Source organism: Egibacter rhizosphaerae (assembly GCF_004322855.1).
Taxonomy (GTDB): Bacteria; Actinomycetota; Nitriliruptoria; order Euzebyales; family Egibacteraceae; genus Egibacter; species Egibacter rhizosphaerae.
This window is the reverse complement of record NZ_CP036402.1, coordinates 4,310,001-4,323,283: the sequence shown is the minus strand read 5'-3', so window position 1 is coordinate 4,323,283 and position 13,283 is coordinate 4,310,001. Positions and strand designations below refer to the sequence as shown.

Genomic DNA, 13,283 nt, shown 5'->3' with positions numbered 1-13,283 from the left:
CTAACCGACGCGTCCCTCGGCGAGCAGCAGGCCGAGCGCGGTCTTCGCGTCGGGGACCGCCCCACCGCGCACGAGTTCGACGGCGTCGGACAGGGGTAGGAGGACCACGTCCATGGCCGCCTCCTCGGCCTCGGCCACGAAGTCCTGGGGGTGTCCCTGCGGCACCGCGTCGCGGGCGAGGAAGAGCTCGGTCCGTTCGTCGGTCCAGCCCGCCGAGTTCCACGCCGCGCCCAACCATTCGAATCGATCGGCCGCGTAGCCGGTCTCCTCCGCGAGCTCGCGGGCGGCGGTGCCGGCGGCCTCCTCGCCGACCACGTCGCAGATGCCGGCGGGGATCTCCAGCAGCCGTTCCCCCACGGGTCGGCGGTACTGCCGCAGGAGCACGACCTCCCCCTCGGGCGTGACCGCCACGATCCCCACCGCGTCGACGTGCTCGACGACCTCGCGCTCGAACCTGGTGCCGTCGGGGGACTCGAGGACGTCGATCCGCACGCGCGACAGCACACCCTCGTAGGCCCGCCGCGAATCGACGCACACGATGTCCTGTCGGGGCTCGTCGGAGGCGTTCACGCCGGCTCGTTGCCCGGCTTCCACTTGATCGAGCAGCCCACGCTGGGATGCTGCTCGGCGGGTGGGGGCTCACCCGCCAGGACGCGGTCGAGTGCCACGCGCAGGTCCTCCCCGGTCACGGGGACGTCGTTCCCGGGCCGGCTGGCGTCCGTCTGACCCCGGTACACGAGGCGCCGGTCGCCGTCGAAGAGGAAGAAGTCCGGGGTGCAGACCGCACCGTAGGCCTTGGCGATGTCCTGGCGCTCGTCGAAGAGGTACGGGAACGTGTACCCCACGCGGGAGGCCTCGGCGCGCATCTCCTCGGGCGAGTCCGAGGGGTGGGTCTCGGGGTCGTTCGCGTTGATCCCGACGACCCCGACGCCTCGCTGCTGGTACTCCTCGGCCAGCCGCGCCAGCTCGTGCTGCACGTGCTTCACGAACGGGCAGTGGTTGCAGATGAACATCACGAGCATCGCGGGGGCGTCGGCGAAATCGTCGAGCGACACCTCGTGGCCCTCGGTATCGAGCAACGAGAACGCCGGCGCGCGCATACCGAACTCGACCATCTGCGAGTTCACCGCCACTGTGGGCTCCTTTCGTCGCCGGACCTCGCGGGGGCCGGGCCCGCGGTTCGGCAGCGGGATGGCCGCCCGGAGGGTGCCCGCGTGCGGTGGACCCTCACGTGCCGTCCCCGGCCGACGGCGCCACGCCGCCGCGCACGGCGGCGGTCACGTCACGGGGGTCGTCCAACTCCGGGAGACGCCCGGCTTCGGCGAGCATGCGCTCGCGGGCCGCTGCCACGAACCCCGCGAACAGCGGGTGGGGTCGGTTGGGTCGCGACCGGAACTCGGGATGGAACTGCGTCCCGACGAACCACGGATGGCCCTCGAGCTCGATGATCTCCACCAGGCGGTCGTCGGGACTCAGGCCGGCGAACGTCATGCCGCCGTCCGAGAGAGCCGAGCGGTAGCGGTTGTTGACCTCCCAGCGATGCCGATGGCGCTCGTAGATGACGGGCTCGCCGTAGGCGGAGGCCGATCGCGTCCCGGGGGTGAGTCGGCAGGGGTAGGTGCCGAGCCGCATCGTCCCGCCGAGATCGGCGACGTCGTGCTGGTCCGGCATGAGGTCGACCACCGGATCCGGCGTCTCGGGCGCGAACTCGGTCGAGTGCGCCTCGCGCAGGCCCAGCACGTGGCGGGCGTACTCGATGATCGCGACCTGCAGCCCGAGGCAGATCCCGAGATAGGGGACCTCGCGCTCGCGTGCCTCCTGCGCCGCGACCACCTTGCCCTCGATGCCGCGCACGCCGAATCCGCCGGGCACGAGGATGCCGTGGACGCGGCCGAGCGCCCGATCGACGCGGGCGGCGAGGCCGTGGTCGAGCGCACCATTGCCACCTCCCCCGATCCCGCTTCGGCGTGCGGCAGCGTCGCCCAGCGACGCGACGACCTCGGGGTCCTCGCCGGGCACCAACTCGTCGGTGGACACCCAGGCGATCTCGACCTCGACCCCGTTCGCCACACCGGCGTGACCGAGCGCCTCGACCACCGAGAGGTAGGCGTCCGGCAGCGAGGTGTACTTGCCGACCACCGCGATCCGCACGCGGTCCTGGGGCGCGAGCGCACGGTCGACGATCGCCGACCACTCGGTCAGGTCCGGCTCGGGCACCGGGTCGAGCCGCAGCCGCCGCACGACGAAGTCGTCGAGTCCCTCCTCGCGCAGCCGCAGCGGCACCGCGTAGAGGCTGTCGGCGTCGTGGGCGCTCACGACGCCGTCGACGTCGACGTCGGAGAGCATCGCGACCTTCTGCTTGAGCTCGGGCGACAGGGGCCGATCCGACCGCAATACCAGCGCGTCCGGCTGGATCCCGATGGATCGCAGCTCGCGCACCGAGTGCTGCGCCGGCTTGGTCTTGAGCTCCCCGGTCGGGCCGATGAACGGGACGAGGGCGCAGTGCACGTAACAGATCTGCTCGCGCCCGACGTCGTAGCGCAGCTGGCGGATCGCCTCGAGGAACGGCAACCCCTCGATGTCGCCGACGGTCCCGCCCACCTCGGTGATCACCACGTCCGTGGGCCCGGCGGCGCGGTCCTCGTGCGCGAGGGCGAGGATGCGGGACTTGATCTCGTCGGTCACGTGCGGGACGACCTGCACGGTCTTGCCCAGGTAGTCACCGCGCCGCTCCTTGGCGATCACCGACTGGTAGATCTGCCCGGTCGTGACGCTCGAGACCTTGTGCAGGCTCTCGTCGATGAACCGCTCGTAGTGACCGAGGTCGAGGTCGGTCTCGCCCCCGTCCTCGGTGACGAAGACCTCGCCGTGCTCGAACGGGTTCATCGTGCCGGGGTCGACGTTCACGTAGGGATCGAGCTTCTGCATCGTCACGCGCAGACCCCGCGCCTTCAGCAACCGCCCGAGGCTCGCCGCCGTGATCCCCTTGCCCAGCGAGGAGGAGACGCCGCCGGTCACGAGGATGTGCTTGGCCACGCGGTCTCCTCCGTGTCGGGCGATCGGCTCGCCTGCGCGGGAGCCGGGCCACGGTCCGGCCCGACATCACCTCTCGGGCGAAGGTGCCGTGCCGCACCCCCTACCCGAGTCGGGCCCGACCGTACCAACCCGACCGCGCCACCGAGAAGCAGGACCGCCGGAGAAGGTCCGTCGCGGCCACCGCCCCTCCCGGTAGACGCCCACGAAGGACTCCTACGTCTCCAGGTCCGGACCCTGACCCTCGATCGCACTGCCGATCTCGACGTCCAGCGCCACGAGGCTGGCGCGGACGGTCACCGTGCTGACGCCGTCCTCTACCCCATCGATGCTGATCGACACGTTGAACGTGTCGCCCTCGTCGCTCTCGAGGTCGTAGGCGCGGTAGTCGTCGTCCTCGTGCTCGCTGGTGACCGACAGGTCGACCCCCTCCACCAGTTCACCGGATTCGACGATCTCCTTCATCGCGTCCACGTCGTCGGTGGGAATCACGAAGGAAGCACGACGCTGGAGGTCGATCGACGGCTCCAGGAGGGAGACGCGCGGCACGACGTAGCCGCTGTTCACCCGATCGAGACCCGCGTCGCCCGGGACCTCGACGGCGTTGACCCACCCGTGCTCGTTGCCGTCGAGCTGCGCGCCGTCCTCGCTCGTATGGTGCGAGTCGTAGAACACGACGACCGTGTCCTCGTCCTCGTCGAGGCTGCCCACATCGACGGTCAGCCGGTGCGTGGAGCCGGGCCCGCCGTCGTCGACGTACTCGACCCGATCGACGGTGAGCCCCTCCTCGGTCGTCTCTGACGAACGTTCCTCGGTGAAGCCGGCCTCCTCGACCACCGCTCGGAAGCGTTCACCGTCGTCGTCGCCACGCTCCGCGAAGAACCCGAACGTCCACGTCGAGCTCGCGAGCTCCCCGAGGCTCCAGTCGTAGCCACCCGAGGCCTCGAACACCACGACGGGTTCGTCCGGGATGACCTCCTCGGGGATCTCCAGACCCTCGGTCGCCCCCGACGGTTCGGCGCCCGTGGCGACGTCGCGGACGGCCGGCGAGAGGCTCGCCAGCTCGCTGGGCTCGCCCGCGACCTCGAGGCTCGACGGCGACGAGAGCATGGCCTCCCCGTGGTCGCCGAACGTGCTCGGCCCCTCGTCGTCCGGCTCCTCGTCCGGCTCCTCCTCGGGTTCGTCGTCCGGTTCGTCGTCCGGTTCGTCGTCCGGTTCGTCCTCGGGCTCCTCGTCCGACTCCTCCTCGGGCTCCTCGTCCACCGCCAACGTCGCGATCTCGTCGTCGATCGCCCCGCCCAGGGCTGCGAGGTCGTCGAGCGCGTCGACACAGTCCTCGACCGTCTCGTCCGCACACGCCGCCATGATCAGGCCCGCCGCGCCGACCAGCGCGATTCCCCGGAACGTCGATTGCCGCCTCATCGTGCGCCCCCGCCCCTTCTGTCGCTTCTCTGGCGGCAGCAGTATGCTGACGGGGATCACAATCGGCAAACCCAGATATCATTCGGATTCGAACATTATGTTCGAGTATGCTTCGATGCTTGTCGATCAGTGATGCTGAGCCACACACCGCGCCTCGTTCGCCGAGGGCGCGCGAACGATCGAACCCGGTGTCCGACGGCCGTGCCTACGCGTCGCTGACGGCACGCTGCGCGCGGTCGAGCAACTCCGCGGCGTGCTCGGCCGCGGCCTGGCCGCTGGAGCCCGAGAGCATGCGCGCGAGCTCGTCGACGCGCTCCGCGTCGGCCACCCGATCCACCCGGGCACGCGTGCGACCGTCGGCGTCCCCGTCCTTGGCCACGACCAGGTGCGTGTCGGCGTGCGCCGCGAGCTGGGCGAGATGGGTGACGCAGAGGACCTGGCGGCCCCGCGCGAGGCGCGCGAGCTTCTCCCCCACGGCGAGCGCGACGCTGCCGCCGACGCCCGCATCGACCTCGTCGAACACGAGCACGGGCGTCTCGTCGGCGTCGGCGAGAGCCAGGCGCAGCGCGAGCGCGACGCGGCTGCGCTCCCCTCCGCTCGCCGCCTTCGCGAGCGGGCGCATCGGCTCCCCGGGGTTCGCCGCGAGCTGGAAGGTCACACGGTCGGCGCCGTACGGTCCGGGCTCGGTCGCCTCGACGGCGACCTCGACCGTGGCATCGGCCATCGCGAGATCTGCGAGGTGCCCCGCCACGACGTCGGCGAGTGCGGCCCCCGCCTCGCGCCGCGCGGCTCGCAGCTCCTCGGCCCGCTCGCTCACCCGGCGCTCGGCGGCGGCGACCTCGTCGCGCAACTCGGCAATGCGCTCGTCACCGCCCTCCAGGCCTCCGAGCCGTTCCCTGGCCTCGGCGGCGTACTCGACGACCGCCGCGGCCGACGGCCCGTACTTGCGCGTCAACGCAGCGAGCGCCGCCTGCCGCTCACGCAGGTGCTCCAGACGCTCGGGTTCGAGTTCGAGCTCGTCGGCGTAGCGGCCCAGCTCCAGGCCCGCGTCCTGCACATCGGCGGCGAGCCCTTCGAGCCGGGCGAGCAGCGTGTCGAGGCGCTCGTCGACCCCCGCGACCCCCCGCAGGGCGGCGACCGCGGAACCGAGCGCATCGCGCGCCCCGCCGTCGTCCGCCAGGGCGGAGGCGGCGCCGTGGGCAGCGGCCTGCAGCGACTCGGCGTGCTCCAGCCGCGCGAGCTCACCGGCCAGCTCCTCCTCCTCGTCGGGCTGCGGATCCACCGCGTCGATCTCGGCGAGCTCGAACCGGAGTCGGTCGAGCTCGCGCGCGCGGTCCCGGCCGCCCTCCTCGAGGCGGGCGAGCTCGTCCGCCGCTGCCCGCCAACGCTGGTAGACCTCGCGGTAGGCCTCCAACGCGCGGGCCACGGTCGCTCCACCCGACCGATCGAGCAGCTCGCGCTGCGCCGTGGGTTCGGAGAGCCGCGCGGTGTCCTGCTGGCCGTGCACCTCGACGACCGCCCCCACGACGTCGGCGAGGCCCGACACGGGCGCGAGCCGCCCGCCCAACCGCGCCCGGCTGCGTCCGCTGGCGACCTCCCGCGAGACCACCAGTTCCTCGTCGCCGTCGTCGAGCCACTCCCCGGCCTCGTCGGGAGGCGGGGTCACCACGCCCTCGACCAGGGCACGGCTGGCCCCGCCCCGGACCCGATCCGTGTCGGCCCGACCGCCGAGCAGGAGCTCGAGCGCGGCGACGACCATCGTCTTGCCGGCACCGGTCTCGCCGGTCAGCACGGTGAGGCCCGGTTCGAGCTCCAGGGAGACCTCGTCGATGACCCCGACGTCGCGGATCCGCAGCTCCGACAGGTGGGGACGCATCAGCGCAACCCGAACTTGTCGCGAACGCGGCGGTAGAAGTCGAACTCGCCGAGGCGGACCATCCGCACGGGCATGTTGCCGCGCACCACCCGGACCGACCCTCCGTCCGGCAGCCGGATGGACTCGCGGCCGTCGAGGCTCACCGCGGCCTCCCCGCCATCGACGGGCTCGACCTCGAGCCGCTCCCCCGCGTCGACGACGATCGTGCGGTCGAACAGGGAGTGCGGCGCGACCGGCACCAGCAGGATGGCCTGGACGAGCGGCGACACGATGGGCCCTCGGGCGCTGAACGCGTACGCGGTCGAGCCGGTGGGCGTGGCGCAGATGATCGCGTCGGCGGGGACGCGGGCGAGGTTCGTGCCCGAGACACCGACCTCGAACACCATCAGCCGCTGCGGCGACACACGTTCGACCGAGGCCTCGTTCAGCGCCCACGACGATCCCACGACGGCGCCGTCGGCGTCGTGCACCTCCACCGCGAGCGTCATGCGCTCGTCGACCGTGTAGTCGCCCTCGAGCAGGCGGCCGAGCCCCGCCTCCAGTTCGGCCGCCTCGACCTCCGACAGGAAACCGAGGCGTCCGAGGTTCACGCCGAACAGCGGCACGCCCTGGTCCCGGGCGAGGTAGGCGGCACGCAGCAGCGTGCCGTCGCCCCCGAACGCGACGATGAGGTCGAGGCCCTCGCCGAACGACCGGGCCTCGCGGACGGTCAGGCCACTGCCGTCCCACACCTCGGGGTCGGCGCCGACGACGTCGACGCTGCTGCCCCGCAAGCGCGTCACGGCATCTCGCGCCGCGCTGATGGCATCGGCCCGAGCACCGTGGACGACGACGCCGACGGTGCGGGGCGGCGCGGCGGCCCGCACGGCTGAGGGGCTCGCGGAGGCGGGGTTCGGGGTCCCGGTCACGCCGCCGATGCTATCCGCTCCCCGCCGCGCATCTCGCCCACGTCCCCACAGCCGGCGCGTGCTCCACGGGGCCACCCGCCGCCTCCGGGCCCGGGTAGTACCGTGCGCTCGTGACCGACGCAGGCCGCGTCCCCGACGCTGCGGGGGACTGGGAGCCCCGCCCATCCGCTCGCGGCCGCGCACGACTTCTCGGTCGGTGGCTCCCCGTGCAGCTGCTCGTGGGGGCACTGGCGGTCGCGGGGGCACTGGCGGTCGCGGGGGCACTGGCGGTCGTGGGGGCACTGGCGCTCGTGACCGGGCACGAGCTGCCCGTCCCACCTCCCGTCCCGGAGCCATCGGACGGGACCGGCGCCGACGAGCTGCGGACGGAGCCCACCGAGGGCGTCCCGCCCTCCGCCCCGGTGGGGCGCGCGCCCGCCGACGTGGTCGACATCGGGGGACGGTGGCGGGTCGCCGCACCATCGCCGTTGCGTGCCAGCGGCTGGTCCGCGATCGCGTGGACCGGGGAGGAGTTGCTCGTGCTCGGGGGCCGCGACGGCCATCCCCGCCTGGCGGCGGAGGCGGCGGCGTACGACCCGCAGGACGATCGCTGGCGAGGGTTGCCGCGGTGGCCGCTGGAGCAGCGGCGCGGCGCCGCCGTCGTCTGGACCGGCGAGGTCCTGGTGGTGTGGGGCGGCAGGCTCGACGAGGGCGAAGCCGGGGACGGTGCCCGCTACGACCCCGCACGTGACCGGTGGGAGACCGTCCGCGACGGCCCGCTGCCCCCGCTGCGCTCCCCCGTCGCCGTCGGTGACGCTGACCGGGTCGCGGTGACCGGGGCGACCTCCGACGGCGCGCTGGTGGCCGCCGTCTACGAGCCCGCCAGGGACCGGTGGCGCGCCCTGCCCGACGCGCCCGATCCCGGCGGTGAGGGCTACGCCTCGGTCGACGCGCGCTGGGTCGACGGGCGTCTGGTGGTGTGGGGGCTCGCCGACCGCGAACCGTTCGTCGCCGAACTGCCGATCGAGGACACGGCCGAGGACTCGACCGAGGACACGGCCCAGGGCGACACGGCCGAGAGCGACACGGCCGAAGGCGACACGGCCGAAGGCGACACGGCCGGCAGGGCCTCGCCCGCATGGTCCCCGCTGCCGTTGCCCCCGTTGCCACACCTCACCAGTGCCAAGGCGGCCGTCACCGACCACGGGCTGGTGCTCTGGGACAGCCGCGCGAACCCGCCGGGCCTGCGCCTGGACGGGAACGGTTGGACGCCGCTGGCGGTCGGTCAGGTACCCGGCGGGCGCCGCACCGCGGTCACGTGGGCCGCGGACACGCTCGCGCTCATCGGGGGACAGCGAGGCACGCGGGGACTGCTCGTGGGGGACGGCGAACCGGTCCTGCGGCTCCCTCGCGGCGCCGATCGCCGAGGAGCCCGGACCGTCTCCACGGGCGATCGGATCTTCGTCTACGGCGGTGACGACGGCCTCGGCAGCACCACGCAACTCGAGTTCTGGGAGTCGGACGCGCGGCTCGGCCCGCGAGCGTCCAACTAGTGCCGTGGCGCGTCGGGCCGCACGACCGCGACCGCACGTTCGGCGACCGTGCGCGCACCACCCGGCTGCCCGTCCGCGCCGCCCCGCAGGTGCAGGAAGAACTCGACGTTGCCCGCGGGACCGCGCAACGGCGACGGGACGGCGTCGACGACCCCCAGACCCGAGCCCGCTGCGGCCTCGCCCACGGCGGCGATCGCGTCGACGTGCGCCTGCGGGTCACGCACCACACCACCCGAGCCGACCCGTTCGCGCCCCACCTCGAACTGTGGCTTCACGAGCACCACGTGATCCGCCTCAGCCGCCGCCACGCCCACCAGTGCCGGCAGCACGAGCGTGAGGGAGATAAACGAGAGGTCCGCGACGACCAGATCGGGCGGCGGAGGCGGGATCCGATCGGGTTCGAGGTGCCGGACGTTCGTGCGCTCGAGCACGTGGACGCGCTCGTCGCTGCGCAACCGCCACGCGAGCTGGCCGTACCCGACGTCGACCGCGACGACCTGCGCCGCTCCCCGCGCGAGGAGGACGTCGGTGAAGCCGCCGGTGGACGCGCCCGCGTCGAGGGCACGGCGTCCGGCGACCGCCACCTCGAGGGCGTCGAGCCCGCCGACGAGCTTCTGGCCGCCGCGCGAGACCCAGCGGGCCGCCGCGCGCACCACCAGGTCGTCGTCGCGCGCGACGAGAGTGGCCGGCTTGGCGGCCGGCGCACCGCCGACGGTGACGAGACCTTCCTCGACGAGGGCCCGCGCCTCCGCGCGGCTGGCCGCGAAGCCGCGCGCGACCAGCGCGGCATCAAGCCGGGTGCGGCGGCTCACCGGGCGGCTCGGCGTCGGGATCGCGGTCGCGCTGCCGCTGGTTCGCGAGCTCGTCGAGCTCGGCGACGAGCCGGCGGTGGACCTCCTCCAACTCGTCGGGATGCTCAACGACCGGTCGCTCGTCCAGCGCGCGAACGCGTTCGCGCAGGTCGAGCAGCGGATCCGGGTCCTCGGTCACGAGCCCGCGTTCCCGTCCGGGCTGGCGCGGTCCGCGGCCGCGCGGGCCTCATCGACCTCCCGGGCCAGCGCGTCGACCCGGCGCTCCAACCGGTCGAGGTCGGCCTGCCGCGCGAGGCCGAGCCGGTCCACGACCCGCTCCACCTCCGCGGTCACGACCTCGGCGATCGCGCCCCGATTGCGCTCGGAGCGCGCGAGCAGGTCGTCGACCACGTGCTCGGCCCGCTCCGCGGCGACCTCCCCCTGTTGCACGAGGCGCTGCACGACCGCTTCCGCGGTCCGGCGCGGCACCGCGACGATGCCGCCGGCGAGGTCCAGGTACCGTCCCCACGGCGAGCCAGCCATGCCGGTGCCCTCCTGATCGGCCGCGTCCGGCCGCCGAGCATACCGCGGGCGGCAGGTAACCTCGCCGGGTCATGGTCATCCCACTCGGCGACGGGCAGCGCCCGAGACGCACGCCCTGGATCAACCGTCTCCTCCTGCTCACGAACATCGCGGTCTTCGCCTTCCTCACCCCCTGGTGGGACGATGCGTGCGCACAGGCACGGTTCTTCCTCGAGTGGGCGGCCATCCCCGCCGAGATCACCCAGCTCGCGCCCCTGGACTCGGGACAGGTCGCCGAGACCGTCCCGGGCGACTGCCCGACCGATCCGATTCCGGGGAAGTCCGTCCCGCTCTCGGTGCTCACCGCGATGTTCCTGCACGGCGGCTGGCTGCACCTGCTCTCGAACATGCTGTTCTTGGGCGTGTTCGGGGGAACGCTCGAGGACCGCCTCGGCCGCCTGCGCTACCTGGGGTTCTACCTGGTGGTCGGCATCGTCGCGACACTCGTGTTCGTCCTCGCCGATCCCTCGGGCACCCAACCTCTGGTTGGGGCCTCCGGTGCGATCGCCGGCGTGTTGGGCGCGTACTTCCGGCTGTTCCCGCGCGGTTGGGTGACCGTGTCCATCCCCGCGCTGTTCTTCCTCGTGCTGCGCCTGCCGACCATCCTCGTGCTCGGCGGGTGGTTCGCGTTGGAGCTCGTGAACCTGCAGGTCGGCTCGCTGACCGGTGGGCACGTCGCGACCCTCGCGCACGTCGCCGGGTTCATCGCCGGCCTCGTCATCGTGGGGCTGTTCCGACCGCGTGGACGCCGCCGGCGCCGAACGAGACGCTCCCCGTGAGCACGCGGCCGGTCGCGGGCGGGCGCCGGCGACGGTCCGGCCCGGTGGTCGGCCGTGGGGGCCTCGCCGGGTCTCGTCGCTTCAGTAGCGTGGTGGCGCGCCGTTCGAGGCCGACCCCGGCGCACCACCCGACCGGTAGGAGGCGACCCGTGGCGGGAACGACCGAAGCGCTGCCAGCAGGCATCCGGGCCATCGACACCCACACGGCGGGGATGACCCAGGTCACCGCCGGCTACCTGATCGAGGCGCCGCGCCCGGCGCTCATCGAGTGCGGACCGGCGCTCAGCGTCGACAACGTGATCTCGGCCCTCCGCGAGCTGGGAATGGATCCCGACGACCTCGCCTACCTGGTGCTCAGCCACATCCATCTCGACCATGCGGGTGGCGCGGGCGACGTGGCCGCCGCCTTCCCGAATGCGCACGTGGTGGTGAGCGAGGTGGGCGCCCGGCACCTGGTCGATCCCGAGAAGCTCAACGCGTCGAGCCGACGGGTCTACGGCGAGCTGATGGACACCGTCTACGGTGACTGCACACCGGTCGAGCAGCCGCGGGTGCTCGGCGTCGGCGACGGGGACGTCCTCGACCTCGGTGGTGGGCGCCGCCTCGACCTGCTCTACACCCCCGGGCACGCGAAGCACCACATCAGCGCCTTCGATCGCGACTCGGGGTCCCTGTTCGTGGGCGACAGCGTCGGGGTGAAGATGCCCGGGATGCGGGTGATCCGTCCCGCCACCCCACCTCCGGACTTCGATCTCGTGCTCGCCCAGCGCACGCTGACGCGGTACCGGGGGCTCGCACCCGCACGCGTGTACCTCGCGCACTACGGCCCGGTAGACCCTGCCGACGAGGCGCTCGCGGAGGCCTCCGAGCGGTTGGCGGCGTGGTTCGAGACCGCGGAGGCCGCGTGGCGGGAGCACTCCGAGCTCGACCACATCGCTGAGACGCTCGCGTACCGCTTCGCCGACGACGTCGTTCCCGACCCCGACGACCCCGACGCCGAGCGACGGGTCCGGCTCCTGTCCGGGTTCGAGAGCAACGCCGCTGGCCTCATGCGGTACCTCGACCTGCGAGCCGAGGGACGCGTCACCGCGGCCGAGGACCGCTGAACCACCCCGGACAGCCACGCCCTCCACAACGACCACGCCGACACGGAACGGCAGCGCACCAACGCCCGACATGCGAATGCGGCGCGCCCCGTCAGGGCTGCGCCGCATTCGCATGTGATTGGTCCGCGGCGACCTACTCTCCCACAGGGTGACCCCTGCAGTACCATCGGCGCTGGAGGGCTTAACTTCCGGGTTCGGGATGGAAACCGGGTGTACCCCCTCCGCTATGGCCGCGGAACGTTTGTGAAGTTGTCAAGGTCGCGCCCTCGGCGGACGACTCGGAACTCCATAGCGAGCGCGAGCATCACGGCAAGTCCTCGGCCTATTAGTACCGGTCGGCTGAACCCATTGCTGAGCTTACACCTCCGGCCTATCAACCCTGTCGTCTCGCAGGGGGCCTTACCCGTTCGTGACGGTGGGAGACCTTATCTTGGAGAGTGCTTCGCGCTTAGATGCTTTCAGCGCTTATCACTTCCGCACGTAGCAAACCGGCCATGCCCTTGGCAGGACAACCGGCACACCAGAGGTGCGTCCACCCCGGTCCTCTCGTACTAGGGGCAGCCCTCCTCAAGTCTCCTGCGCGCGCAGCGGATAGGGACCGAACTGTCTCACGACGTTCTAAACCCAGCTCGCGTGCCGCTTTAATGGGCGAACAGCCCAACCCTTGGGACCTACTCCGGCCCCAGGATGCGACGAGCCGACATCGAGGTGCCAAACCTCCCCGTCGATGTGGACTCTTGGGGGAGATAAGCCTGTTATCCCCGGGGTAGCTTTTAGTCGTTGAGCGACGGCGCTCCCACATGCCACCGCCGGATCACTAGGTCCTGCTTTCGCACCTGCTCGACCTGTCAGTCTCACAGTCAAGCTCCCTTGTGCCCTTGCACTCAAAGGCTGATTGCCAACCAGCCCGAGGGAACCTTTGAGCGCCTCCGTTACCTTTTAGGAGGCAACCGCCCCAGTTAAACTGCCCACCAGGCGCTGTCCCTGATCCGGATAACGGACCGAGGTTAGAAGCTCCACATTGTGAGGGTGGTATTCCAAGGGTGGCTCCACCCGAACTAGCGTCCGGGCTTCCTAGCCTCCCACCTATCCTGCACACACAATGCCGAACCCCAACACCAAGCTGCAGTAAAGCTCCCGGGGTCTTTCCGTCCTGCTGCGCGTAGCGAGCATCTTTACTCGCATTGCAATTTCGCCGAGCTCCTGGTTGAGACAGTGCCCAAGTCGTTACGCCATTCGTGCAGGTCGGAACTT

General features: G+C 72.0%; 12 protein-coding genes and 2 rRNA genes (1 of these 14 only partly in view). 3 read left to right on the top strand and 11 right to left on the bottom strand.

Annotated features, from left to right (window positions below; genetic code table 11):
* From ER308_RS19795 to ER308_RS21875, 6 genes are all read right to left on the bottom strand, one after another.
* Window positions 1-570: an NUDIX domain-containing protein gene (locus ER308_RS19795; protein WP_165492271.1), complete on the bottom strand. Its 570-nt coding sequence runs from the start codon at window positions 568-570 to the stop codon at window positions 1-3.
* Window positions 567-1,115 (bottom strand): thioredoxin family protein, encoded by a 549-nt coding sequence (locus ER308_RS19790; RefSeq protein ID WP_131157130.1) that lies wholly within the window; start codon window positions 1,113-1,115, stop codon window positions 567-569. The genes ER308_RS19795 and ER308_RS19790 overlap by 4 nt, the downstream gene beginning before the upstream one ends.
* Before the next feature lie 112 nt (window positions 1,116-1,227).
* Entirely contained in the window at window positions 1,228-3,036 is a 1,809-nt protein-coding gene (locus tag ER308_RS19785; RefSeq protein ID WP_131156579.1) for a CTP synthase, read from the bottom strand.
* Window positions 3,037-3,249: 213 nt separating this feature from the next.
* Window positions 3,250-4,455 carry a hypothetical protein gene (locus ER308_RS19780; protein ID WP_165492270.1) on the bottom strand — a complete coding sequence of 402 codons (1,206 nt, stop codon included), beginning with the start codon at window positions 4,453-4,455 and terminating at the stop codon, window positions 3,250-3,252.
* A gap of 205 nt (window positions 4,456-4,660) precedes the next feature.
* A complete protein-coding gene (recN, locus tag ER308_RS19770; protein ID WP_131156576.1) occupies window positions 4,661-6,331 on the bottom strand; it encodes a DNA repair protein RecN in 1,671 nt (556 codons plus the stop codon).
* Entirely contained in the window at window positions 6,331-7,239 is a 909-nt protein-coding gene (locus ER308_RS21875; RefSeq protein ID WP_165492269.1) for an NAD(+)/NADH kinase, read from the bottom strand. Before ER308_RS21875 ends, recN begins: the two co-directional genes overlap by 1 nt.
* A 110-nt stretch (window positions 7,240-7,349) precedes the next feature.
* Between ER308_RS21875 and ER308_RS21870 the strand changes: the two genes are divergently transcribed.
* On the top strand, window positions 7,350-8,771 hold the full coding sequence (locus ER308_RS21870; protein ID WP_165492268.1) for a Kelch repeat-containing protein: 1,422 nt from the start codon (window positions 7,350-7,352) through the stop codon (window positions 8,769-8,771).
* Here ER308_RS21870 and ER308_RS19760 read toward each other — a convergent pair.
* Genes ER308_RS19760 through ER308_RS19750 form a run of 3 tightly spaced genes read right to left on the bottom strand, consistent with a single transcriptional unit; the run spans window position 8,768 to window position 10,105 of the window.
* Window positions 8,768-9,583: a TlyA family RNA methyltransferase gene (locus tag ER308_RS19760; RefSeq protein WP_131156575.1), complete on the bottom strand. Its 816-nt coding sequence runs from the start codon at window positions 9,581-9,583 to the stop codon at window positions 8,768-8,770. The two genes, ER308_RS21870 and ER308_RS19760, sit on opposite strands and share 4 nt — an antisense overlap.
* Window positions 9,561-9,761 (bottom strand): hypothetical protein, encoded by a 201-nt coding sequence (locus ER308_RS19755; protein WP_131156574.1) that lies wholly within the window; start codon window positions 9,759-9,761, stop codon window positions 9,561-9,563. The genes ER308_RS19760 and ER308_RS19755 overlap by 23 nt, the downstream gene beginning before the upstream one ends.
* A complete protein-coding gene (locus tag ER308_RS19750; RefSeq protein WP_131156573.1) occupies window positions 9,758-10,105 on the bottom strand; it encodes a phasin family protein in 348 nt (115 codons plus the stop codon). Before ER308_RS19750 ends, ER308_RS19755 begins: the two co-directional genes overlap by 4 nt.
* A gap of 71 nt (window positions 10,106-10,176) precedes the next feature.
* On the opposite strand from ER308_RS19750, the gene ER308_RS19745 reads away from it, so the two are divergent.
* Together ER308_RS19745 and ER308_RS19740 are read left to right on the top strand one after the other, a co-directional pair.
* On the top strand, window positions 10,177-10,923 hold the full coding sequence (locus tag ER308_RS19745; RefSeq protein WP_131156572.1) for a rhomboid family intramembrane serine protease: 747 nt from the start codon (window positions 10,177-10,179) through the stop codon (window positions 10,921-10,923).
* 149 nt (window positions 10,924-11,072) lie between these two features.
* Window positions 11,073-12,029 carry an MBL fold metallo-hydrolase gene (locus tag ER308_RS19740; protein ID WP_131156571.1) on the top strand — a complete coding sequence of 319 codons (957 nt, stop codon included), beginning with the start codon at window positions 11,073-11,075 and terminating at the stop codon, window positions 12,027-12,029.
* Between the two features lie 120 nt (window positions 12,030-12,149).
* Here the strand turns inward: ER308_RS19740 and rrf are convergent.
* Together rrf and ER308_RS19730 are read right to left on the bottom strand one after the other, a co-directional pair.
* Window positions 12,150-12,267 (bottom strand): 5S ribosomal RNA (gene rrf, locus ER308_RS19735).
* A gap of 67 nt (window positions 12,268-12,334) precedes the next feature.
* Window positions 12,335-13,283 (bottom strand): 23S ribosomal RNA (locus ER308_RS19730); it runs 2,111 nt beyond the window's last position.

Coding starts and splice junctions, on each gene's coding strand:
- ER308_RS19790 (WP_131157130.1), bottom strand. CDS start 1,115: ATGGTCGAGTTCGGTATGCGCGCGCCGGCGTTCTCGTTGCTCGATACC.
- ER308_RS19780 (WP_165492270.1), bottom strand. CDS start 4,455: ATGAGGCGGCAATCGACGTTCCGGGGAATCGCGCTGGTCGGCGCGGCG.
- recN (WP_131156576.1), bottom strand. CDS start 6,331: ATGCGTCCCCACCTGTCGGAGCTGCGGATCCGCGACGTCGGGGTCATC.
- ER308_RS19750 (WP_131156573.1), bottom strand. CDS start 10,105: ATGGCTGGCTCGCCGTGGGGACGGTACCTGGACCTCGCCGGCGGCATC.
- ER308_RS19745 (WP_131156572.1), top strand. CDS start 10,177: ATGGTCATCCCACTCGGCGACGGGCAGCGCCCGAGACGCACGCCCTGG.